The sequence below is a fragment of the Micromonospora sp. NBC_00860 genome, assembly GCF_045207375.1.
GTDB classification, from domain to species: Bacteria; Actinomycetota; Actinomycetes; order Mycobacteriales; family Micromonosporaceae; genus Micromonospora; species Micromonospora vinacea.
This window is the reverse complement of the sequence record NZ_CP108825.1, coordinates 3,334,919-3,357,757: the sequence shown is the minus strand read 5'-3', so window position 1 is coordinate 3,357,757 and position 22,839 is coordinate 3,334,919. Positions and strand designations below refer to the sequence as shown.

The window sequence follows — 22,839 nt, the reverse complement described above, 5'->3', positions numbered from 1 at the left end:
GGGGAGCGGTGACGACCAGCTACCCGGTCGGCGGCGGATCGTGGGGGCCGGGGACCGGCTCCCGGTGGCGCGGCTCCGCCGACCCGACCGGTGCCGGCGCTCCCGGCGGGGCGGGTGGGGCATTCGGACCGGGCGGGCCGCCGACCGACGCGACCGGGGCCGGGTCGCCGCCGGCCGGTCGGGCCGCGACCGGGCCGGGACTCGGCGGACCGGCGATCAGCCTGCCCACCGGCGGCGGCGCGATCCGGGCCATCGGCGAGACGTTCGCCGCCCACCCGGTCACCGGGACCGGCGGCATGTCCGTTCCCGTCCCGGTCAGCGGCGGCCGGTCCGGGTTCCAACCCGACCTGACGCTCAGCTACGACTCGGGCGCCGGGAACGGCCCGTTCGGCCTCGGCTGGCAGCTGCCCGTGCCGGCCATCAGCCGGCGCACCGACCGCGGCCTGCCCCGCTACGACGCCACCGACACCTTCCTGCTGTCCGGAGAGGACGACCTGATCCCGGTACCCGGCGGCACTCCGGTCGCCGGACACACGGTGCAGCGGTTCCGGCCACGGACCGAGGGGGCGTTCGCCCGCATCGAGCGGTGGACCCGGGACTCCGACGGTGACGTGCACTGGCGCACCCTGTCCGGGTCGAACCTGCTGGCCGTGTACGGCCGCGACGGCGGCTCCCGCATCGGCCTGGGCGGGCGGGTGCACACCTGGCTGCTCTGCGAGACCCGGGACGATCGGGGCAACGCGGCCACCTACACCTACAAGGCCGAGGACACCGCCGGCCTGGACCTGGACCGGCCGCACGAACGGCACCGCACCGACCGGACCGTCAACCGCTACCTCAAGTCGGTGCGTTACGGCAACACGGTGCCGCTGCTCGACCCCGACGGCCGACGCCCGGTGGACCTGACGCCGGCCCAGATCGCCGACGCCGGCTGGCTGTTCGAGGTGGTCCTCGACTACGGCGAGCACGACCCGGACACCCCGCTACCCGCTGACACCGGGGACTGGACCTGCCGACCGGACCCGTTCTCCACCTACCGCGCGGGATTCGAGGTCCGCACCTACCGGCTGTGCCACCGCATCCTGATGTTCCACCACTTCCCCGACGAGCCGGAGGTGGGCGCGGACTGCCTGGTCCGCGCTGTGGAGCTGGAATACGCCACCGGGCCGGTGCTGTCCACCCTGGTCGAGGTGACCCAGCGCGGCTACGCCCCGGCCGCCGGCGGCGGGCACACCAGCGCCGCACTGCCCCCGGTGACCTTCGAATACACACCGGCCGCCATCGCACCGACCACCCGGGAACTGGAGCGGGGCAGCCTGGAGAACCTGCCGGCCGGCGTGGACGGGCGGACCGAGCTGTGGGTGGACCTGGACGGGGAAGGCCTCGCCGGGGTGCTGACCGGGCACGAGGGTGCCCTCTACTACCGGCCGAACCTCGGCGCCGGCCGGATCGGCCCGGTCGCCGCGCTGCCCACCGTGCCGTCGCTGACCGACCTGGCCGGCGGACGCCAGCAACTGGTCGACGTGAACGGTGACGGGCGGATCGAGCTGGTCCAGCTCGGCACCGTACCGGCGGGTTTCGTCCGCCGCACCGACGACGCCGGCTGGTCCGGCTTCCAACCGTTCCGCGAGCTGCCCGCTGTCGACTGGGCCAGCCCCGACCTGCTGCTGCTGGACCTCACCGGAGACGGCCGGGCCGACCTGCTGATCGCCGGTGACACGGTGCTTTCCTGGCACGAGTCGCTGGCCGAGGCGGGGTACGGCCCGGCGCGACCCGCGCTCTGGCCCGCGGACGAGGACCGTGGGCCGCGGCTGCTGCGCTCCGATGACCGGCAGAGCATCTTCCTCGCCGACATGTCCGGCGACGGGCTCACCGACCTGGTCCGGGTCCGCGACGGATCCGTCTGCTACTGGCCCAACATCGGCTACGGGCGATTCGGCGCCACTGTCGAGATGGACGACGCGCCGTGGTTCACCGGGCCGGACGAGTTCGACCCGGCCCGGGTGCTCCTCACCGACGTGGACGGCACCGGCGTGATGGACCTGTGCTACCTGGGCCGGCGGGAGATCCGGCTCTGGTACAACCAGTCCGGCAACGGCTGGTCGGCCCCCGCCGAGCTGCCCGACCTGCCGCATGTCACGCCCGATTCGACTGTGACAGTGACCGACCTGCTGGGTACCGGCACCGGCTGCCTGGTGTGGTCGTCGCCGCTGCCCGGCGACGCCGTCGGCCCGGTGCGCTACCTGGACCTGGCCGCCGACGGCAAGCCGCACCTGCTCACCCGGGTGGTGAACAACCTGGGCGGCGAGACCACCATCCGGTACGCCGCCTCCACCGCCTTCCAACTGGCCGACAGGCGAGCCGGCCAGCCCTGGGTGACCGGGCTGCCGTTCCCGGTGCAGGTCGTCGAGCGGGTGGAACAGGTGGACCGGATCGCCGGGACCCGGCTGGTCACCGGCTACCGCTACCACCACGGGCACTACGACGGCGTCGAGCGGGAGTTCGCCGGCTTCGGCATGGTCGAGCAGATCGACGGCGAGTCGTTCGTGGACCACGTGTTGGGCGTCGAGGCGGTCGACGGCAACCAGGACACCTCACCCGAGCTGTACCAGCCACCGGTCACCACGAAGACCTGGTACCACACCGGCGCCCCGGTCGACCTGTCCGCCGAGTGGTACGCCGGCCGGCACCTGCCCACCGCGGAGCTGCCGACCGGAGTCTCCGCCGTGGAGCTGCGGGAGAGCCGGCGGGCGTTGCGCGGCCTGCCCCTTCGGCAGGAGGTGTACTCGTACGACGGCAGTGCCGCGCAGGAGCACCCGTACGGGGTGGTCGAGCAGACGTACCAGGTGCAGCGGCTGGACGCGCGGGTGTTCGTCGCCGTCGAGCGGGAGGCGGTCAGCCTCTCCTACGACCGGCAGCCGGACGAGCCCCGGATCAGCCACCGGCTCAACCTGGTCCTCGGCCCGTACGGCACCGTCGTCCAGGCCGCCGCTGTGGTCTACGGCCGCACCACGCCCGACCCGGAGCTGCCCACCGAGGTGACCGCCGAACAGCGACGCCGTCACGTCACGTACGGCGAGCAGCTGTACACCCCGGACATCGACGAGACGCTGCCGGTGCCGGCGTACCGGATCCGCGCCGCGTATGAGGCGGTCGGGCACGAGCTGACCGGGCTGGCCCCGGCCGGCCCGCTGTTCACCCGCGCCGAACTGCTCGCCGGGTTCGCCGCTGCCACCCCGATCGGGTACGAGGTGGTGGCCGACGAGGTCAGCGCGCAGCGGAGGTTGCTGTCCCGGTCACAGGTGCGGTTCCGGGACAACGCGCTGACGCCGCTGCCGGCCGGGCAGTGGGACAGCCTGGGGTTGGGGCACCAGACGTACCAGCTCGCCTTCACCCCGGCCGCGCTGGCCGCCGGCTACGGCACGGCGGTGACCGACGCGGACCTGGCCGCCGCCGGCTACGTGCACCTCGACGGCGGCCCGGACTGGTGGATCCCGTCCGGCGAGATGCGCTATCCCGCCGACCCGGCCGCGCACTTCTACCTGTCCAACGGGGCCCGGGACGCGCTGGGCATGGCGACGGCGGTCACCTTCGACGACTACCACCTGCTCAGCGAGCGGGTGACCATCGACCAGGCCGCCTGGTCGGTCACCACCGCCGTCAACGACTACCGGGTGCTCGGCCCGAGCCTCGTCACCGACCCGAACGGGCAGCGCCGCGCGGTGCGCTACGACGAGTTGGGCCGGGTGGTGGCCTCGGCGCTGCTCGGCCGGCTCGGCGCCGGGGACGGCGACACGCTCGATGATCCGACGTTGACATTCACCTACGACCCGTTCAACTGGGTGGCCAACGGCCAGCCCGCGTACAGCCGGGGCCGGCACCGGGAACGGCACGGCCCGACCAACTCGCGCTGGCTGGAGAGCTACGAGTACAGCACCGGCACCGGTGGTGTGGCGATCACCAAGTCGCGGGTGCATCCGGGCAGGGCCCTGGAGGTGGGTGAGGACGGGGTGGCCGTCGAGGTGGACGCCGACCCGCGCTGGGTCGGCACCGGCCGCACGGTGGTCAACAACAAGGGCAACCCGGTGAAGCGGTACCAGCCCTACTTCAGCACCACCCACGAGTACGAGGACGCGGCGGCGCTGCGCGAGATCGGCGCCACAGCGATCCGCTACTACGACCCGCTGGGCCGTGCCGTGCTGACCCGGTATCCGGACGGCACCCTGAGCCGGGTCGAGTCGACGGCCTGGTCGCACCGGTTGTTCGACGCCAACGACACGGTGCTCGACAGCCAGTGGTACGCCGAGCGGGGCAGCCCCGCCGTGTCCGATCCGGAACCGGCCGACCCGGCCACCCGCGCCGCGTGGCTCGCCGCCGGGCACGCCGACACGCCCTCCGTGATCCACTTCGACAGCCTGGGCCGGGCCGTTTACACGGAGGCCGACCGGGGCGCCGGCCAGCGCTTCGGCGTCCGCACCAGGGGAGACCTCACTGGCCGGTCCTCGGACGGGTACGACGCGCTGGGCCGGCACATCGCCAACGCGGCCACCGCCATGCACGGCGCGGGAGTGCGGTCGTGGAGTGCGGAGAAGGGCGAGCGGTGGGTGTTCCAGGATGTGCTCGGCGGGGTGCGCCGGATCTGGGACCAACACGGCCGGACCTTCCGCACGACGTACGACGCCCTGCACCGGCCCGTCGGCGTGTACGTCAGCGAGTCCGCCGGCGCGGAGCGCTGCGTGCAGTACGTGGTCTTCGGCGACCGGCATCCGGACGCGGCGACGCTGGGCCTGCACGGCGTGCCGTACCTGGTGTTCGATCCGGCGGGCCAGGTGCGGGTGCCCGAGGTGGACTTCAAGGGCAATCCGCGTCGCGCCGAACGGAGACTCGCCACCGACCACGTCGACGGCCCGGACTGGTCGCCGGTGGCCGCCGCGCCCGACCATGCCGCGCTGCTGGCCGCCGCGGCGCCGCTGCTGGAGAGTGAGGTCTTCGGCACCGCCGCCGAGTACGACGCGGTGAACCGTCCGACAGTGGTCACCCTGCCCGACGCCACCGAGCTACGACCGACCTACCTCGAGGGCGGCATGCTGGGCCGGCTCACCGCCCGGCTGCGCGGCCAAGGCGCGGAGGTGGAGTTCCTCTCCGAGCAGGACTACGACGCGCTGGGTCGGCGGCGGTTCGCCCGGCACGGCAACGGGCTGGTCACCGAATACTTCTACGACCCGATGACGTTCCGGTTGGAGCGTCTGCTCACCGCCGGAGTGCGCGACCTGCACTACACGTACGACCCGGTGGGCAACCTGACCCGGGTGGCCGAACCGGGCGCCCCCACCTTCTTCGGCAACGCGGCGGTGCCGGCCGCCAGCGACTACGCGTACGACCCGCTCTACCAGTTGGTCCGTGCGAGCGGGCGGGAGCTGGCCGGGGCGCCCAACGACGCGATCCGCGACCACACCGACGTGCCGCCGGCCGGAAGCCTCACCGATGCCGGCGCGGTACGTGCCTACACCGAGGAGTACGAGTACGACCCGCTGGGCAACCTCACAGTGCTCCGGCACCGGTTCCGGACGCAGGCCGGGGTGGGCGCCGGCTGGACCCGGCACTACCGGTACGCGTACCAGGACGACCCGGCCGACGCCACGAACCGACTGACCGCCACGAGCCTCCCCGGCGACGCCGACGGCGGCCCCTACTCGGCCCTGTACGCGCACGACGCCGTCGGCAACCTGACCGTCATGCCGCACCTGCCGGCCCTCGAGTGGAACGTCCACGACCAGCTCCGCCGGGTCGACCTCGGCGGCGGTGGCGAGGCCCGGTTCGTCTACGCCGCGAGCGGGCAGCGGCTGCGCAAGGTCGTGGACCGGCCGGGCAGCGTCCAACTCGAATGGATCTTCCTGGGTGCGGTCACCGTGTTCCGCCGACGCAACAGGGTCACCGGTGTCCTCCAGCACGAACGGTGGACCACCACGATCGCCGACGACACCGGCCCGGTCGCCCAGGTGGACGTCAAGACCGTCGACGTCGGCGGCTTCGACCCGGCCAACCCGCTCGGCGTTCCGCTGATCCGTTACCAGCTCACCAACCACCTCGGCTCGGCCGCGCTGGAGACCGACGCGGCCGGGGTGCTCATCTCCTACGAGGAGTACCACCCGTACGGCACGACCGCGTACCGCTACGGCCGCCCGGGCGCCGACCTCAGCCTGAAGCGGTACCGCTTCGGCGGGCACGAGGTGGACGACGAGACCGGCTTCTGCTACGCCGGGGCCCGGTACTACGTGCCGTGGCTGGGACGGTGGGCGAGCAGCGACCCGGGCGGCTTCGCCGACGGGGGCAACCTGTTCCGGTACTGCCGCAACAACCCGGTGGGAATGGTCGACCCGTCCGGGTTCAAGCCCACCACGGTCAAAGGGCCGGAAACCCACGACATCTCCATCACGGAGTCCCACTTCACCGGGTCCGAAAACCCCACAGTGGAGGACTTCCGCCGCTACCTCAGCAGCCACGGCGCGACCCTCGACCCGCGAATCAACAACAAGAACTCGGTCATCTACTACCAGCCCAACGTCACCCTCAACCTGGAGGGCGGCAACTGGTCCGAGCACCCGGGCGGCACCTGGGTGCTGCACGCCGTACTGCCGCCGCCGGCACCGCCGAAGCCGAAGCCGGCGCCGCCTCCGCCGCCACCGGAGCCGCCACCTGCCGAGCCGCCGCCACCCGCGCCGGCCCCGCCACCCGAACCGCCGCCGGCCGCGCCGCCGGCCGACTCCGCCGGCAAGGCTCCGGCCGCACCCGGCGCCGTCGGCGGGGCCGCCGCGCACACCGCGCCCGCCGCCGAGAAGTTCATCTGGAACTTCAAGTTCAAAGGCGGCCGGGGGACGTTCCGCGGCAACATCCTCGAATGGCTGTACGGCATGCCGTGGCGCGACAACACGCCGAACTTCGACCTGGAGACCAGCACCACGGTCAAGCAGATCAAGTCGACCGACGTGTACGACAAGGTCGGTAACATCGCCCGGTCGGCGACCCGGGACGCCAACCGGGCGATCCAGGCCAACCCGACCATGGCCGGCAAGCAATCCCAGGCCGTCATCATCACCGAGACCGACGCGCCGGCCAGCGCGGGAAACGCGATCCGCACGGCCACCAACCCGGGACGCGGGCGGAAGATCCCGGCCAGTGCCACGGCGCCGGAGCACGTGCGCGGACTGCCGGGCCGGACCGGCATGCTCGGCAAGGGGCTCGGTGTCGTCGGGTTCGGTCTGTCGGCGTTCGCCCTGTGGGGCGACTACCAGCACGGCGACTGGGAGATGGGCGTCGGTGACGCACTCGGCGCGGTCGGCGGTGGCCTGGAACTGTACGCCATCGCCGTGCCCGGTGCCACTGTCGCCACCGTCAGCGCGATGACCGCCGGACTGGTGATCGGTGGCATCGGTCTGGCCGCCGTCTCGTACGTCAGCATGAACCGGGCCGCCGAGGTCGGCGACACGCCAGGGGTGGTGGCCGGTGGCGTCGGCATCGGGGCGGGACTGGCCATCGCCGCGGGTGCCATCGGCATCGCGGCCGGCAGCGTGGTGATCGCCCCGGTCGTGCTCGCGGTCGGCATCGTCGCCGCCATCGGCGTGGGGGTCTTCCACGCGGGCCGCTACTTCGACTGGTGGTGACCCAGCGCCGCACCACGCCCAGCCACTACGCCGCCAACACCTTGCGCAGATCGCGGACAGCGCCAACGGCCTCGCTCGCGCCCTCGACGCCGGCGTCCTCCCACAGCTCGCGCCATTCGGAGTCCGCGGCCAGGATCCGGTCGATCGCCCTCACCGCCAACGCCGCCACGTCGTCGGGCACGTCCACCCGGCCGCCGTCGTGCAGAAACTCCGGAGCGTACGGAGATGCGATCGGCTGGCCGCTGGGCCGCTGTGCCGCCACGATCGCGACCGCAGCGATCGCCTCGCAGGCGACGTCGGCGTCGAGGTAACCCGCCTCGCCGGCGGCTCTGGTCAACGCTTCCCGGACCAGGTTCGGTCGCTTGGACACGTCGGCGTCGTCCAGGTCGCCACACCAGTCAGCGGCGGTGTCGTTGTCGAATGGTCCGCTGTCCCAGGTCCCCACTTGGCCTCCCGCCGTCGATTCGCAGCATCCTCGCATCAGAGACCGACAACACCCGGGACGCGGGTGACACGTCCGGGCTGGATAGCTGCTCAGGAGGCAATTAGCCTGCGCGGATGGCAGACCTGGGAGACGTCGCTTGGCCGCCTGCCCCGATCACGACCGAGAGGCTCGTGCTCCGTGAGCCCGAGACCCGGGATCGTGCGGCGTTCATCGAGCTGCTGGCGTCGCCAGAGGTGAACGCCTACCTCGGCGGTCCCCGCCTGCGTGAAGAGCTAGAGCACGAGATGCCCAGGGTGCCCGAGCGGTGGCCCGGTAGCTTCGTCGTTGATCTCGACGGGGCGATGATCGGCCAGATCCTGCTCAGGAGAGCAACGGGGCACCGCCGCCCGGCTGCCATGGGGAAGGCCGAGCTCGGTTACCTGTTTCTGCCGCAGGCATGGGGATTCGGGTACGCCGCCGAGGCCTGCGCGGCGGCACTCGACTGGTGCGACGGCGTCCTTCCCGGCGAGCCGGTGGCCCTCGCCACCCAAACCGCCAACGTCGGCTCGATGCGCCTCGCGGCGAGGCTGGGGTTCACTGAAGTAGAGCGGTTCCACGCCTGGGACGCCGAGCAGTGGCTCGGCCTGCGGTCCCCGGTCACGCCGCCTGCTTGAGCTGGTGCTGGACAGCACCGCCACGGCGGGGCCCACGGGGTTCCATCACGTCCCTCGCCACGAACACTCGTCGCTAGCAGCTCTGAAGGATGCGCTCTAAGTCCGCGCCCGCCTGAACGACCACGGCGTCGGCGCGAAGGTCCGCGGGCAGGTGGCACCGCTGACCTTCGTGCGCGAGCAAGGTGGGGCAGCCAGGTGGAAGCACAACAGAATCGGCGAGTCCGACGAACGTGACGAGCATGTCGAGAATGGCGCCGACGGAAAACCGGCTGAGCATGAGGCTGCAGAGCGTGTCGTCGGTAAGGGTGGCGTAGATGTCTGCGGTGCCGCCGTCGTCGGCGCTGATGTGCCAGTAGCCGTGCTGAGGTTCCTGCCTTTCGGCCCAGGGCACAAAGACGGCCCGAAAGGCATCAGCCGACAGTGGGGCGGCATCGCCCTGCTCGAACCGTTGAACGAACATGTCGTAGCTCACCGGAGTAAGTTAGCGCCGAGACCGCCGTGGCTGGGGGCACCCGCAGTGGCGCTACAGCTGAACAACCTCGCGCGCACGCTGGTTGTGCTGGGCCAGGCCGCCGGATTATGGCGTCCACTTGCGACCAGCTCGGAGCGGGGACGCCGGCAGCCTGATCACGGGTTCGACGATCGGGCACAGGCGACCCTCTTCTGAGCCGAGGCCGGGCCGATCGCGTGGGTGGTCGCCCGCCGTCGAAGGCCGGGCCATCGCGCCGGCGCCGCCCACCGATTCGGTACGCCGGATGGCCCCGCCGCCGCCGAGAGGTTCAGCTGTCGCCGGGGCGGACCAGCCCGCTCTCGTACGCGATGACCACGAGCTGAGCGCGGTCGCGGGCGTTGAGCTTGTGCAGCAGGCGACTCACGTACGTGCGGGCGGTGTCCGGGCTGAGGTGCAGGGCCGCCCCGATCTCCACATTCGACCGCCCGGTGCCGACCTGGGCCAGGACGTCGCGTTCCCGCCCGGTGAGCCCGGTCAGCCGGGCCGGGTCCGCGACGGGGGAGCGGGCGGCCGCGGCGATCACCCGCCGGGTCACCGCCGGTGACAGCAGCGCGTCTCCGCCGGCCACCACGCGGACGGCGTCCCGCAGGGCGTCGGGCGGGGTGTCCTTGAGGAGGAAGCCGGCGGCGCCGGCGCGGATGGCGTCGAAGAGGTACTCGTCGTCGTCGAAGGTGGTCAGCATGACCACCCGGACGTCGGCCAGCGTCGGGTCGGTGAGGATGCGGCGGGTGGCCTCGATACCGTCGCCGCCGGGCATCCGGACATCCATCAGGACGACGTCGGGCCGTTGCTCGCGGGTGACCGCCACGCCGGCGCGGCCGTCGCCGGCTTCGCCGACCACCGTGATGTCCGGGGCGCGTTCCAGCAACGCGCGGAGGCCGGTGCGCACCAGGTGCTGGTCATCGACGAGGACGACGCGTACGTCGCTCATGCGGCGACCGCCGCCAGCGGTAGGTGGACCGAGACCCGGAAGCCGCCGCCGGCGGCCTCGCCGGCATCGAGGGTTCCGCCGAGCAGGGCAACCCGCTCCGACATACCGCGTAGCCCCTGACCCGTCTCGGCTGCGGTGCCGCCGGCGGATCCCCGGCCGTCGTCGACGACCACCACCGACAGTCGGGCCGGGGTCGCCCGGATCGTCACCGTGGCGCGGGTGGCGTGGGCGTGGCGCAGCACATTGGTCAGTGCCTCCTGCACGATCCGGTAGACGGTGCTGCCGACCACGGTCGGCAGGGCGTCGACCGGGCCGTCGAGACGCAGCTCGACCGGCAGCCCACCGCGGCGGACGCCCTCGACGAGCGTACGCAGCTGGGGGAGACCGGGGGCCGGCTCGCGCGGCCCGGGTTCGCGACGCAGCGTGCCCAACGTGGCACGCAGCTCGGCCATGGCGCTGCCGCTCACCGAGTGGATCGCGGCCAGGGCGGCCTCGGCCTGGCCGGGCTCGGCATCGGCAAGTGCCTCCCGCGCCACAGCCGATTGCAGCGTGATCACCGACATCGTGTGTCCCAGTGTGTCGTGCACCTCCCGGGCGATGCGCAGCCGCTCGGCCTCGACCTGCCGGGCGGCCTCCCGGCGGCGCTCCTCGGCCGCCGAGGCGGCCTGCCGGGCCAGCGTGACCCGTAGCGAACGCCGGTTGCGGACGGCGTCACCGAGAGCGATGACGGCGAGGATCAGGGCCGCCTCGGAGCCGAGACCCGCACCGATGACGACTGAGATGTCGTCTCCCTCGACGAGCCGGGCGACCACCGAGACGGCCAGCAGGCTCCCGCCGACGGCGGCGGCCGGGACCACCCGCCCCCGCTGGGCGGCTACGTAGAGGATGGCGGCGGCCGGGGCGGCCACGCCGACCGGCGGCAACTCCAGCGCGTAGTAGCCGAGGATGCCGGCGGCCGTCGCCAGCAGCGCGGGAACGGTCCAACGCCGGGCCACCAGCAGCAGTACGGCCCAACCGGCCCCGAATCCGCCGGCCAGCGCCGCCTGGGAGATCGGGGCGTCCTCGGTCACGACCGCCGCCGCGACCAGGCCCAGGATGGCCACAGCGAGCAGCGCCTCGGTTCGGGTGGGTGAGGTGGCCTGCACGTCCGTGAGCCTAAGTCGGTGCGGGCCCGCGCCGCTGCCGTCCGCAGGCATCACCCCCGCCCCCGCACGTACGTCGAGAAGCGATGGCAGCTCGCGCGGCTGCGCGGCAGACGTCCCCGAGTTGGCGACCTAGCGTCGACGGCGACATCACAGAACGTGCCCGCATGGGCTCGAAAACCAGGGAGAAGTACTGTCGTGTCCCGTATCAGGCTGACGTGGATCGTGCTCATCGTGCTCGTCTGGGCGGCGATGATGTCGTTTGGCGGGGTCGCCGCCGAGACCGTGATGCTCTACCCGAACATCTTCGGGGACGCACCCGCCTCGCTGGACCGGGCCCGTGAGTTCCTGGTCGCCGGAGGCCCCAGCGACTACTTCCCACCGCTGGGCGCCTCGGTCGTGTTGACGAGCCTCGCCGCGACCGCCCTCACGTGGCGCAATCGGCGACTGCGGTGGTACGTCGCTGCCGCCGCGGTGGTCTTCATCGCCTGCGAGTTCCTGTTCTCGGTGGTGTTCTTCTGGCCGCGAAACGAGATCATGTTCGTCGACCCGGTCGGCACGCACTCCCCGGAGTATCTTCGCCAGGTCGCTGAGGAGTTCGTCGCCGGCCACTGGGTGCGCCTCGCCGGCGGAGCGGTGACATCCGCGCTGGCATTCACCGCCCTGCTGCGCTTCGCCCGGGATACCGCGCCGGTACGGGTCGAGCGATGAGCGCCAAGGGTCGTACGCTCGGGTTCTCGTGGCCGGCCCTGGTCGCGCTCGCCGCGTTGGCCGCACCGCGGGTGGTCCTGCACGACCTGCACGTCGTGGAGGAAGGGCGGCCCGCCGCCGTGCTGCTCGCTGTCGTACCGCTGATCTGTTGGGTGGCCGCCGTGCTGTGGCGGCGTCCGCCGCGTCCGTTCCTGACCGTGGTGGTCATCGGGGCGATCCACGGTGTCCTTCTCGCGGTTGGTCACCAGCTTCTGTGGGACGAGGCGTTCGGTGCGACCGGCCCGAGGCTCGGGGACATCGACCCGCGGGCGCAGGAAGCGGTCTTTCGGGTGGCGGCGGTGTTCTCCAGCCTCGTCACCGGAATCCTCACCGGGGTGGTGGCCGGGGCGGTGGCGGCGGTGCTGAGCCGGCTCGTCATCGGGCGGCAGCGCGCCGCCGGATCGGAACGGGCCGGGGGACGGCCGCCGGATGCGGCCGCCCCCCGGGGGTAGCGCGGATGTCAGGAGTCCGTCCCGAGGTTCAGCGGATCGTCGCCCCGCCGGTGGGGGTCGGCTGGACCCGCTCGAACCGCACCTTGCTCAGCCATCCCGGGAGGTCACTGAGCACGTACAGCTCGCCGTTCACATCGGCGCCGAACGCCGTCGGCTGGGTGGGGAAGGTGCCGATCTCAGCGGACTCGTAGCCACCCGTGGACTTGGGACGCACGGCGAAAGCGCGGGTCGAGCAGTAGTCGCTGGCGATGTAGGTGCCCCGCGCCTCCGGGGTGACGGACCCCCGGTACACCAGGCCGCCGATGATGGAGCAGTTCTCCGTCATGTAGTGGTCGTACTCGACGATCGGGTCGGTGAGCCGCACGCCCGGCCGGCACTGCGTCTCGTCGAAGACCGGTGTGCCCTCTCGACAGGACCAGCCGAGGTTCGCGCCTCGTTGCGACGGGCGGACGTGGTTGATCTCCTCGATCAGACCCTGGCCGACGTCCCCGATCCACAGCGAGTTGTCGGCCGGGTCGATGGAGAACTTCCACGGGTTGCGCAGCCCGTAGACCCAGATTTCCGGACGCGCGCCCGGCGTGCGGACGAACGGGTTGTCGTAGGGCACGCAGTAGGGCTTCCCCCCGCAGGAGCGGTTGACGTCGATTCGCAGAATCTTGCCGAGCAGGGTGCCCAGGTTCTGACCGGACTTGAACGGGTCGTTCGCGTAGCCACCGTCGCCAAGGGACCAGTAGAGGTAGCCGTCGCGGCCGAACGCTACCTGGCCGCCGTTGTGGTTGCCGTACTCGGCGTGCTCCTGGGTGAGCAGCACCTGCACCCGGTCGGGAGCGTTGATGGGCACCCGCGCCAGGGTCAGCGCGCCGGCCGGCAGGCTCGTGTACGCCACGTAGAGCATCCCGGTCCGCGCGAAGTTCGGCGCAGGCGTGATGCCGAGCAGGCCGCGCTCGTTGTCCGACGCGTCGATCCGGGCGGTCAGGTCGATCACCGGGTCGGGTGCCAGGCCGGTGTCGGGGTGGTAGGAGCGGACGGTGCCGTTCTTCTCCGCGATCAACATCCGGCCGTCCGGCAGCCCGGTGATCGCGATCGGACGCTGCAGACCGAAAGCCACCCGTTCGGAAACCACGGTCAGCTCAGCAAGTGGCACAGCACGTTTGGATGGTCCGGCCGCAGCGGTGCCGGCCACCGGCGTCGGTGGCGACAGAGACGCAGCCAGGGCCAGAACGAGCAACCCGGCCAGCATGGCGGCCGGGCGACGACGTCGTCGTGACATGTTCAGCTCCTCGAGCAGGTGGGTGGTGGACGCGGTCTGGGAGCGTTCCCACGATACATTGGCTCGAGTCGATGTCCAACGACGTCCTGTCAACTTCCGCTTCATTTCGCGGGTGACAGCGGGCGTTAGGGTGAGTTAGCGATCAATACGAACGGTGGTGCCGGTGAGTCTGATCCAGGCGGGTGTCACCGCGACGACGACAATGCTGGCCGTCCTGATCGGTGGGTGGCTCACCGTCCGGGCTCAGGATCGGCTGTGGCGGCGCGACCAGGATCGACAGTGGCGGGACATCCGGCTGAACGCGTACACCGACTTCATCGGTGCGGTCCGGGAGTACGTGGCCCACGTCCTCAACCCGGCCGCCCGCATCACAGCAGTGCCGCGCCCGCGTGATCCGGGTGATCTCATGCCGTTCTTCGACGACGAGGCAGTCGCTACCGGGAGTGACTGGAGAGCACCAAGACCGCGCTTCGGCTGGTGGCCGGTCACGTCGAGGTGGTGAGCGGTTCGTCGGAGCTGGTGCGCCAGGCCCGGCTTCTGGCGGCCGCGCGAGCGGACAGCGACGCCGAGGCGTTGCCCGCCGATCGGTTCGACGCCCTCTGGGAGGCCGAGCGCCGATTCATCGAGGTGGCCCGGGCCGAACTCGGCCTGCCCTCCGCGTTCGTGCCATGAGCCGTCAATAACCGTCCTCACGGCCACGCCAGACGAAGCAGCGACCCTCGTCGAGGGGTCGGATGACGTGCGGGGCGAAGGTCTTCCGGCGACATGGGTGAAGCGGGGTCAGTGGCCCTTTCCCCGACGATCGGGCAGGGCGTACCAGCTGCCTGCCTGCACTTCCAACAGTTCACCAGTGCTGGCGAGGTGAGAGCACGCTGTGCGTAGCTCCTCGACCGAGGGTTCGGCGTCCGACTGTTCGTCGAGGAACCATCGGATCCGCCAGGCGTCGAACGCCTCAACATCACCGACCAGATCGACGTCGACCACCCGGCCCACCTCATCAGTCATCTGACAGCCCGCGCCGTGGATCGCGTACTCGACGCCCGTGCTCGACGTGCCCGCTCGCGGCAACGTTCGCTTGTGCCTCACCGCCGTCATCAGGTCCTTGATGCCGCTGACGTCTGGATAGGCATCGAACAAGCGCGACTGGATGTGCCGCAAAGCGACGGCATAGCGTCGAACCGCGGCGATCGCCAGCTCAGATTCCTCGCCCATAGCGCCAGTATGACCTTGTTATGCGGGCCGCTTCGAGGTCAAGGGCGGCTGACGCAACTCCACTGGCCGCCGGCTCGTTGGTAGCACGGGGCGGACGGAGGCTGACGATGGCGGCGGGGCGGGGTGCCGAACTGCTGCGCCCTCCGATGAGTTCGGGTCGGGCGACCTTCCTGGAGCTGTTCTTCGATCTGGCCTTTGTTGTGGCCCTCACCCGGGTCTCGCAACGATTCGCCGGTCTCAGCGATGACACCGGCTGGGCGCTCGTCAACGGGTTCGGGCGTACCCTGCTGCTCTTTTTGGCGCTCTGGTTGATCTGGTCGCACACCGCGTGGATCACCAGTCGGTACGAACCGGAGCAGCCGGTCATTCAGGCCGTCGTGGTTGGCACCATGTTCGCCGGCCTGATCATGGCGGTGACGCTGCCGCGCGCCATGGAGGAGCGAGCGCTGCCGTTCGCGGTCGCGTATCTGATGGTGATGGTGGTGCGGCCGCTCGTGGTGGCCGTCGCGCTGCGTGGCCATCCGCGACGCCTGGTGCCGTTCCGGCTTGTCGTGTGGGCGTTGGCGAGCGCCCCGCTGTGGCTGGCCGGCGCGTTGGGCCCGGATCACCTCCGGCTGCCGCTGTGGGCTGTCGCCCTCGCTGTCGACTACCTCGCCTGGACACTGGGCTGGCCGCTGCCGTGGTTCGGGGTCTCGAAGATAGGTCGGTGGCGAATCGCAGGGACTCATCTCGCCGACCGTTATCAGCAGATGTTCCTCATCGCGCTGGGTGAGTCGATTCTGGTCATCGGCGTGGTCTTCAGCGGCGCGGACTACTCCGCGGGGCGGGCCGCCGCCTTCGCTGTCGCGTTCGCCACCAGCGCGCTGCTCTGGCGGATCTACTTCTACCGTGCCGGTCTGCTGTTGACGGAGGCGTTCGGCCGGGCGGGTATGCCCGGCCGGCTGGGCGCGGTGTCGGAACGGACCCATCTGTTGATCGTGCTCAGCGTGCTCGTCACGGCGGTCGGCTACGAGTTGGTGATCGACCATCCGTTCGGGGAGCCGCGGCCCAGTTGGCTGCTGTTCGTGGTGGGTGGTCCGATGCTCTTCCTCGTCGCCCGGATGCGGATGGAGCACGAGATTCTCGGCCAGGTCTCCCGATCCCAGATCGTCGGTTTGGCCGCCCTGTTGCTGTCCACGCCGGTGTTGATCCACTGGGCGCCGATGGTCGGGCTGAGCGTGGTGGTCGGAGTGCTGGCCCTGGTCGCGTTCCTCGGTGCGCTGGGAAGGCGAGGCCAGCCGCTGGAGGTTCCCGCCTCGCCGATCGGACGGGACACTTCCGGAGATCGGGACTCCGAGGCGTGACGCGGCGGTCGTGCGCCCCTGTTGGGCGTAAATGCTCCGGAGAGGCGCGTACCGCCCGTTCAGGTCGTACCGGCACTGCTTCCACGCGCATCACGACGAGATAGAACGGTCGGTATTGACGGCAGGGGTTTCCGGCAGTACGGTTCTCAGGGACAGAACGTTCGTTCTACCTGGTGTCAGCCGGGTGTGCGGCTGTGCCTGAAGGAGACCGCCATGCCTACCAAGATCACCCTCGTCATCGGCAACCCCGCCGACCCCGACGAGTTCGAGAAGCTCTACGCCGACGTACGCCGGGCCGCCGAGACGTTCCCGAAGCTTCAGCGGGTCGAGTCGGCCAAGGTGTGGCCGAAGGAGGACGGCACGCCCACTCCCGCGTACCGGACGCTCGACCTGTACTTCGCCAGCTACGAGGACGCCTCCGCCGCAGTCGCGACGCCCGCTGCCGGTGCCGTCTTCGGTGGACTCCAGGGTGCTCAGGTGGAGATCACGGGGCTGTTCTCAGACATCGAGTAGCACGCCGTCCCGTCCCGGCGGTAGCCCGCACCCCCGCTGGGCGTCCCTTCACCCCTGAACCACCGAGAGGATGACCATGACCACCGTTGCCGTTCCCGGCATCTCGACGACGGCCGCTGCTCTGCGGCGGCTGTACTTCGGTCGCTTCGCCTTCGCAATCGTCTGGGCTGCCGTGACGCTCCCGCTCGCCAAGCACCTCAACCCCCTCACCGCCGCGCTGCTCGTGATCTACCCGCTGTTCGACGTGGCCGCCGCCATCGTCGATGTCCGCGCGTCGCGGGCCACCGGATCGCCCACCCTGCTGTACGTGAACGTCGCGATCAGCCTGCTCGCCGCGGTGGGCCTGGGCATCGCCGGCGCGTCCGGCATCCCGGCGGTCCTGCGCGTCTGGGGCGCCTGGGCGGTCGTGGCCGGGCTGGTTCAGCTGATCGTGGGCGTCACCCGCCGCAGGATGGGCGGCCAGTGGCCGATGATCATCAGCGGCGGCATCTCCGTCATCGCCGGTGGGTCGTTCTTCGCGGCCGCCTCCGCGGACAACCCGGCGCTGACCAACGCCATCGGCTACGCCATCCCCGGCGCCATCTTCTTCCTCATCGCGGCCATCCGCCTCGGCCGCGCCGCGAAGGAGAACTGACGTGCAGAACGCCACGTACGACGTCATTGTCATCGGCGCGGGGCCGGTGGGGGAGAACGTCGCCGACCGCGTCGTGCGGGGCGGCCTGACCGCCGCGATCGTCGAGCGGGAACTGGTGGGGGGTGAGTGCTCCTACTGGGCCTGCATGCCGACCAAGGCGTTGCTGCGCAGCCAGACGGCGCTCCGGGCGGCACGCCAACTGCCCGGTGCGCGCGAGGCGGTGACCGGCGAGCTGGACGCGGCGGCCGTGCTGCGCCGCCGGGACTCCTTCGCCTCGCACTGGAAGGACGACGGGCAGGTGTCCTGGCTGGACTCGGCCGGGATCGCGCTGTACCGGGGTCACGGGCGGATCGGCTCCGACCGGATCGTCGAGGTGGCCGGCGCGGACGGCACCACCACCTCGCTCACCGCCCGACACGCTGTCGTCGTCGCCACCGGAAGTAGCGCCCTGGTGCCGGACATCGCCGGTCTGCGCGAGGCGGCACCGTGGACCAGCCGTGAGGCAGCCGCCGCGAGCGAGGTTCCCGGCCGGCTCGCCATCATCGGTGGTGGCGTGGTGGCCTCGGAGATGGCGACCGCGTACACCGGCCTCGGATCGGCGGTGACGGTGCTCGCGCGGGACGGAGTGCTCACTCTGGCGGAGCCGTTCGTCGGCGAGCGGGTCACGCAGTCCCTGCGGGAAGCTGGCGTGTCGGTTCGTCTCAGTGTCGAGGCCACGTCGGTGAGCCGCGACGGTGACGGCACTGTGCACATCACGCTCACCGACGGCGAGCAGGTCGAGGCCGACGAAATCCTCGTCGCGATCGGCCGTACGCCGAACACGCACGACGTCGGCCTCGACCGGATCGGCCTGAAGCCGGGTGCCTGGCTCACCGTCGACGACACCCTGCGGGTGGTCGACGGTGCCGGCGCGTTGATCGGCGACGGATGGCTGTACGCGGCCGGGGACGTCAACCGGCGTGTGCTCCTGACCCACCAGGGCAAGTACCAGGGTCGCGCGGTGGGCGACGTGATCGTGGCACGGGCCACTGGCGAAATGACGGACGACCGCCCGTGGGGTCGGCACGTCGCCACCGCCGACGAGCGCTCCGTGCCGCAGGTCGTCTTCACCGACCCGGAGGTCGCGTCGGTGGGGCTGACCGCAGCCGCCGCCGAGGCTGCCGGACTGCGGATCCGGGTCGTCGACTACGACCTGGCCGCGGTCGCCGGGGCCGCGCTGCACGCCGACGGCTACCAGGGGCATGCCCGGATGGTGGTGGACGAGGACCGGAGGGTGATCGTCGGCCTCACCCTCGTCGGCCCGGACGTCGCGGAGCTGATCCACGCCGCGACGATCGCCATCGTCGGTGAGGTCCCACTGGAGCGCCTGTGGCACGCCGTGCCCGCGTACCCGACAGTCAGCGAGGTCTGGCTGCGCCTGCTGGAGGCGTACGGCCGCTGACCTGAGCCGTGCGGCCGCCGGCGCCATCGCCGATGAGCTGGGTCACCCCTCACCCGGGGTGGCCCAGTTCTAGTCGTGCGGGGTGGTCGCGCTGGGGCTAACCGGCTGACTCCGCCGACTGGCGCTCCGAGTTGATCCTGAGAAGTCCTTCGACGCCGCGCAGGAAGGTCTCGGACACCAACGTGGCGTCGGAAAGGCAGCCGGCCGCCATGGCGCCGTCCCGGAGCATGACGAAGTGGCGCGCTGCGGGATCCGCCGTTTCTTCGTGGACCCGTGCCATGAGCATGGTGATGGTGTCCAGGAACCATTGCCGGTGGGCCATGAGTTCCTGGTGCACGGGATGGTTCGTGTCGGGGTATTCCGCCGCGGCGTTCAGGAACGCGCACCCACGGAACCCGGGGGACTGGATGTTCTGAGCGATGGAACCGGCGATGGTCAGGAGCGGATCGACAGGCGATCGGTTGGCGGCGAGGGCCTCGTCGACCATGCCGCGCTCCAGCTGATGCACCTCCCGCAAGTAGGCCAGGATGAGGTCGTCCTTACTGGGGAAGTGCCGGTAGAAAGTAGCCCTGGTCACCTTCGCCTCGGCGATGATCCGGTCGACGCCGACGGAGTGGATGCCCTCCGCGTAGAAGATCCTGGTCGCCGTGCGAAGAAGCTTGGAACGTGCCTCAGAGGGTCGGGCAGTGGGTTCGTCGCTCGCCATCCACCCATCTTAGCGACAGAACGTTCGGTCTGATCTGTACGTGCGGGAGGCACTCCGTTCTTCGATCTCGCTGACAGCGGCCCGACCCGTGCCGGATTCTAAATGCGGCAACCCATCGCAACGGATCGCCGGCTGATGCGTGCTGCCGGGGAAACGCGCCGTTCACCGTCCTCGTCGGTCCGGTCTCATTACCGCAGGCAGTGGGTGGCGAAGACCTCTCGAAAGGACTCCAGATGAGCGCTGCTTCTGACACGTCTACGCAGGACGCTGGGATGCCGACAGTTGTGCTGATCCACGGGGCATTCGCCGGCTCGTCGAGTTGGAACGGGGTGATCGCTGACCTCAAACGTCGGGGTTACCCGGTCATTGCCGTCGCCAACCCGCTGCGCGGTGTGCAAAAGGACGCCGCTTACGTGCGGGCCCTCCTGGACAGCCTGCCCGGACCGGTCGTGATGGCCGCCCACTCCTACGGCGGGCTGGTCATGACCGAGGCCGCGGATGGTGCCTCCAACGTCAAGGCCCTGGTGTACGTCGCCAGCGTGAGCCCGGACGTAGGCGAAAGCGTGATCGGGTTGCTCGGTAAGTACCCCGGCAGTCAGCTCGCCACCAGCATCAATATGGTGCCGATCCCCTCCGACGACGGCGGCACGACCATGGACCAGTACATCCTGCAGGACAAGTTCCCCGAGGTGTTCGCCGCCGACGTCGATCGCGGCACCGCCGAGATCATGGCGGCGACGCAGCGGCCCGCCTCGGCGAGCGCCCAGGAGGAGGGCGTGACGAAGGCCGCCTGGAAGACGATCCCCTCCTGGACCCTGATCACCACCCAGGACCTGGGGATTCCACCGGACCTGCAGCGCTTTCTGGCCGACAGGGCGGGGTCCACGGCAGTTGAGATCGCCGCCTCCCACGCTGTGGCAGTCTCGCAACCCGGCCCGGTCGCAGACCTCATCGACACCGCCGCCCGCGCCACCGCACGCTCGATGCAGATGTCCAAGAGCCGCCAGGGTTAACCAGGCTTGCCGACGCGGCGTCTGGTTCATTCCACCACCGACGGTGCCGAACAGAAGGGTGCCCAAGCCGGCGACCGCCGACAACATAGATGCGCACCTGTGCCTCGCTGATGGCACCCGTCGTTACGCCACGTTCATGACGACAGATGAGATCGACCGTCTCCTGCAACGGTGGGCTGGGACCGGGGAGGTTGGTGGTGGCCGATACTTCTGGTGCTCCGACCTGGTCATCATTCCAAGGCCAGGTGTCGAGGCGATGGTGGCGGCCCTGGGAGAGATGATCCGATCTGGTGACCTCGACGTGATGCTCAGCATGGTGGAGGACGGCGCGATCTAGTTGAGTGACCAACCAGGTGACACCGAGCGGCTCTGCTGTTGACGTGCCGTCGTCAAAGCGGTGTCTGGGCCACAGGTTTCTGGGCGAGGAGATATCCCTGGGCAGGGCTGTCCGTTCGATCGGCTGGGACGCCGCCCCAGAACACGGTGGTGAAGCCCGTCCGGGCGATCAGTGCGGGAAGGCGCGGGGGATGCGGGCGCCGACAAGCTCGTCGCGGAACGCCTGGATGCGTGTGATGACCTGCCGTCTGCCGATGGTGTTCTCGATGCGGTCGAGGTACAGGCATCGGGCCGCGAGCTTGTCGAGATCGACGGTGAAGTAGACCGCCATCAGCGGGTTGACGAACAGGTCGCCGCCGCCGGTGCGCCGGCTGAATCGGACGTCCCCGAACGCGCCGCTGGTGGCGGCGGCGATCTGTCCCTGAACGATGCTCGGCCGCTGCGGGGTGGCGTTCTGGGCGTCAGCGACGGCAGCGCGGTAGAGCTCCGCCTCCCGGCTGGAACCGGGGATGGACAGGGCGCCGAGGTAGCCGCCGTCGCGGTCGAGCGCGGCGAGGTTCTCCAGCACCTCGACGTGGTTGACGCCGTCGTAGGCGTCGATGCCAAAGCCGAGACTGGTCACCAGCTTGACCGGTACGTCCAGCGCGGCCACCGCGGCCAGACTGGTCATGTCCTCCACCGGAGTGCCGAGATTGCTTTCGTCGCCCCGCAGCAGTACGTCGGTGCCGCCGTCGACCAGTACCACCGCGTCGATGTCGAGGCGTTCCACCAGGTGCCGGTACGCCGTCCGTAGCGGCTGGACGCCGAGCGGCGGGAAGGCGTACACCGTCGACGGCAGTTGCTGAGCCGCCAGCCATCGGGCGAGCGTTCGCTCCGGGAAGTACCAGTCGGGGCTGGTGGTATCCGGCTGAACCGCCGCGACGTGCTCCGCCACCCACGCGTCTCGGTCGATCAGCTCAAGTTCGGAGAAGGAGAGGCTGGCCAGGTGCACCTGCGCCCCGGCACGCCACAACGCGAAGGCCAAGGGCAGGCCCGCGTACACGTCGAAACCCCCGCCTGCTCCGGCGATGAGGATGCTCCGCGCCGGGGCCAACGCGGCGAACAGTGGCGGAACGGCCAACGAGAACACACCGGAGTCGGCCGGCGGCGCCGCAGGGGTCATCACCGCTCAATGATCACTGACGCTCGGCGGGCACCTGCGACGCCGCTGGCTGGCGGGAACGGGGGAGGGGCGAGCAGGGTGAGATCATCGTGGAAGCCGTGCTTCAGTGCGGCGGTGCGTCCTCACCCTGACGACCCCGATGATCTCGACGACGCCGAGACGCGTGCGATCGGTGTATCGGGAAAGCGCCCCTCGTGCCGAAACGATGCGGCCCGCGAGAGGCGCGATAATCCCAGCACGGAGGGCGCTTTTGGCGCTATGCCCACATCACCGAAGGCGCGTGACTAGTTGATCCGGTGCGCGCTGTAGATGTACACCACGACCGGATCCGCTGCCCTTCGGTACCACAGGAGGCCGGCTGGGCTGGTGCAGCGCCCGTCCATCGTGTAGGTGTAGTCGGGAGAGGCGTAGCCTGCGATTTTGGATGAGCTGCTGTAGCCGTAGCGCCATGGGGCCGACGCGAACCGCATTTGTATGTACCCGGTAGTCGTACAACCCGCAGCAAGCGCGGGAGTCGGCACAGCCAGTGTGCTCAGCGGAAGTACGATCGCCGTTGCCAGCGCTAGCAGTGATCTCCTCAAGATCTCGCCTCACTTTCTGCATGGCTGCCGTTCGAATGAGCCGGCAGCGGTGACGCATTGCCGAACATGTCCGACGTCCGGAC

General features: G+C 70.5%; 20 protein-coding genes. 12 read left to right on the top strand and 8 right to left on the bottom strand.

Annotated elements, in window-relative coordinates:
* The first annotated feature begins 8 nt into the window (after window positions 1-8).
* Window positions 9-7,661 (top strand): SpvB/TcaC N-terminal domain-containing protein, encoded by a 7,653-nt coding sequence (locus tag OH804_RS15445; RefSeq protein ID WP_406065995.1) that lies wholly within the window; start codon window positions 9-11, stop codon window positions 7,659-7,661.
* A 25-nt stretch (window positions 7,662-7,686) separates the two neighbouring features.
* Here OH804_RS15445 and OH804_RS15440 read toward each other — a convergent pair whose 3' ends face one another.
* Window positions 7,687-8,106: a DUF4259 domain-containing protein gene (locus OH804_RS15440; RefSeq protein ID WP_406065993.1), complete on the bottom strand. Its 420-nt coding sequence runs from the start codon at window positions 8,104-8,106 to the stop codon at window positions 7,687-7,689.
* Window positions 8,107-8,219: 113 nt separating this feature from the next.
* On the opposite strand from OH804_RS15440, the gene OH804_RS15435 reads away from it, so the two are divergent.
* Window positions 8,220-8,759 carry a GNAT family N-acetyltransferase gene (locus OH804_RS15435; protein WP_406065991.1) on the top strand — a complete coding sequence of 180 codons (540 nt, stop codon included), beginning with the start codon at window positions 8,220-8,222 and terminating at the stop codon, window positions 8,757-8,759.
* 73 nt (window positions 8,760-8,832) lie between these two features.
* On the opposite strand, the gene OH804_RS15430 is transcribed toward OH804_RS15435, so the two are convergent.
* From OH804_RS15430 to OH804_RS15420, 3 genes are all read right to left on the bottom strand, one after another.
* Complete coding sequence (locus OH804_RS15430) at window positions 8,833-9,231, bottom strand: hypothetical protein (RefSeq protein WP_406065989.1); 399 nt, start codon at window positions 9,229-9,231, stop codon at window positions 8,833-8,835.
* 307 nt (window positions 9,232-9,538) lie between these two features.
* Window positions 9,539-10,201 carry a response regulator gene (locus OH804_RS15425; RefSeq protein ID WP_406065987.1) on the bottom strand — a complete coding sequence of 221 codons (663 nt, stop codon included), beginning with the start codon at window positions 10,199-10,201 and terminating at the stop codon, window positions 9,539-9,541.
* Complete coding sequence (locus OH804_RS15420; protein ID WP_406065985.1) at window positions 10,198-11,346, bottom strand: sensor histidine kinase; 1,149 nt, start codon at window positions 11,344-11,346, stop codon at window positions 10,198-10,200. Before OH804_RS15420 ends, OH804_RS15425 begins: the two co-directional genes overlap by 4 nt.
* Before the next feature lie 195 nt (window positions 11,347-11,541).
* On the opposite strand from OH804_RS15420, the gene OH804_RS15415 reads away from it, so the two are divergent.
* Together OH804_RS15415 and OH804_RS15410 are read left to right on the top strand one after the other, a co-directional pair.
* A complete protein-coding gene (locus OH804_RS15415; protein ID WP_406065983.1) occupies window positions 11,542-12,054 on the top strand; it encodes a DUF1772 domain-containing protein in 513 nt (170 codons plus the stop codon).
* Window positions 12,051-12,545 (top strand): hypothetical protein, encoded by a 495-nt coding sequence (locus OH804_RS15410; protein WP_406065981.1) that lies wholly within the window; start codon window positions 12,051-12,053, stop codon window positions 12,543-12,545. The genes OH804_RS15415 and OH804_RS15410 overlap by 4 nt, the downstream gene beginning before the upstream one ends.
* Window positions 12,546-12,573: 28 nt before the next feature.
* Here the strand turns inward: OH804_RS15410 and OH804_RS15405 are convergent, their stop codons facing one another.
* Entirely contained in the window at window positions 12,574-13,815 is a 1,242-nt protein-coding gene (locus tag OH804_RS15405; RefSeq protein ID WP_406065979.1) for a PQQ-dependent sugar dehydrogenase, read from the bottom strand.
* 163 nt (window positions 13,816-13,978) lie between these two features.
* On the opposite strand from OH804_RS15405, the gene OH804_RS15400 reads away from it, so the two are divergent.
* Entirely contained in the window at window positions 13,979-14,317 is a 339-nt protein-coding gene (locus tag OH804_RS15400; protein ID WP_406065977.1) for a hypothetical protein, read from the top strand.
* On the top strand, window positions 14,314-14,487 hold the full coding sequence (locus tag OH804_RS15395) for a hypothetical protein (protein WP_406065975.1): 174 nt from the start codon (window positions 14,314-14,316) through the stop codon (window positions 14,485-14,487). The genes OH804_RS15400 and OH804_RS15395 overlap by 4 nt, the downstream gene beginning before the upstream one ends.
* Window positions 14,488-14,595: 108 nt before the next feature.
* Here the strand turns inward: OH804_RS15395 and OH804_RS15390 are convergent, their stop codons facing one another.
* Window positions 14,596-15,027 (bottom strand): DUF6896 domain-containing protein, encoded by a 432-nt coding sequence (locus tag OH804_RS15390; RefSeq protein ID WP_406065973.1) that lies wholly within the window; start codon window positions 15,025-15,027, stop codon window positions 14,596-14,598.
* Window positions 15,028-15,134: 107 nt separating this feature from the next.
* Here OH804_RS15390 and OH804_RS15385 point away from each other — a divergent pair, with 107 nt between their 5' ends.
* The 4 genes from OH804_RS15385 to OH804_RS15370 all read left to right on the top strand — a co-directional run bounded on the left by OH804_RS15385 (window position 15,135) and on the right by OH804_RS15370 (window position 18,958).
* Entirely contained in the window at window positions 15,135-16,370 is a 1,236-nt protein-coding gene (locus tag OH804_RS15385) for a low temperature requirement protein A (RefSeq protein WP_406065971.1), read from the top strand.
* Between the two features lie 213 nt (window positions 16,371-16,583).
* Complete coding sequence (locus tag OH804_RS15380) at window positions 16,584-16,883, top strand: hypothetical protein (RefSeq protein WP_196922462.1); 300 nt, start codon at window positions 16,584-16,586, stop codon at window positions 16,881-16,883.
* A 76-nt stretch (window positions 16,884-16,959) separates the two neighbouring features.
* Window positions 16,960-17,517 (top strand): hypothetical protein, encoded by a 558-nt coding sequence (locus tag OH804_RS15375; RefSeq protein ID WP_406065969.1) that lies wholly within the window; start codon window positions 16,960-16,962, stop codon window positions 17,515-17,517.
* 1 nt (window position 17,518) lies between these two features.
* Window positions 17,519-18,958, top strand: a complete 1,440-nt coding sequence (locus OH804_RS15370) for a dihydrolipoyl dehydrogenase family protein (RefSeq protein WP_406065967.1) — start codon at window positions 17,519-17,521, stop codon at window positions 18,956-18,958.
* Between the two features lie 97 nt (window positions 18,959-19,055).
* On the opposite strand, the gene OH804_RS15365 is transcribed toward OH804_RS15370, so the two are convergent.
* Complete coding sequence (locus OH804_RS15365; protein ID WP_406065965.1) at window positions 19,056-19,664, bottom strand: TetR/AcrR family transcriptional regulator; 609 nt, start codon at window positions 19,662-19,664, stop codon at window positions 19,056-19,058.
* Between the two features lie 272 nt (window positions 19,665-19,936).
* Here OH804_RS15365 and OH804_RS15360 point away from each other — a divergent pair, with 272 nt between their 5' ends.
* Together OH804_RS15360 and OH804_RS15355 are read left to right on the top strand one after the other, a co-directional pair.
* Complete coding sequence (locus OH804_RS15360; RefSeq protein ID WP_406065963.1) at window positions 19,937-20,677, top strand: alpha/beta fold hydrolase; 741 nt, start codon at window positions 19,937-19,939, stop codon at window positions 20,675-20,677.
* Window positions 20,678-20,813: 136 nt separating this feature from the next.
* Window positions 20,814-21,014, top strand: coding sequence for a hypothetical protein (locus OH804_RS15355; RefSeq protein WP_406065961.1), 201 nt, complete (start codon window positions 20,814-20,816; stop codon window positions 21,012-21,014).
* Window positions 21,015-21,182: 168 nt separating this feature from the next.
* Here the strand turns inward: OH804_RS15355 and OH804_RS15350 are convergent, their stop codons facing one another.
* Window positions 21,183-22,175: a DUF1152 domain-containing protein gene (locus OH804_RS15350; protein WP_231393883.1), complete on the bottom strand. Its 993-nt coding sequence runs from the start codon at window positions 22,173-22,175 to the stop codon at window positions 21,183-21,185.
* Window positions 22,176-22,839 lie beyond the last annotated feature (664 nt).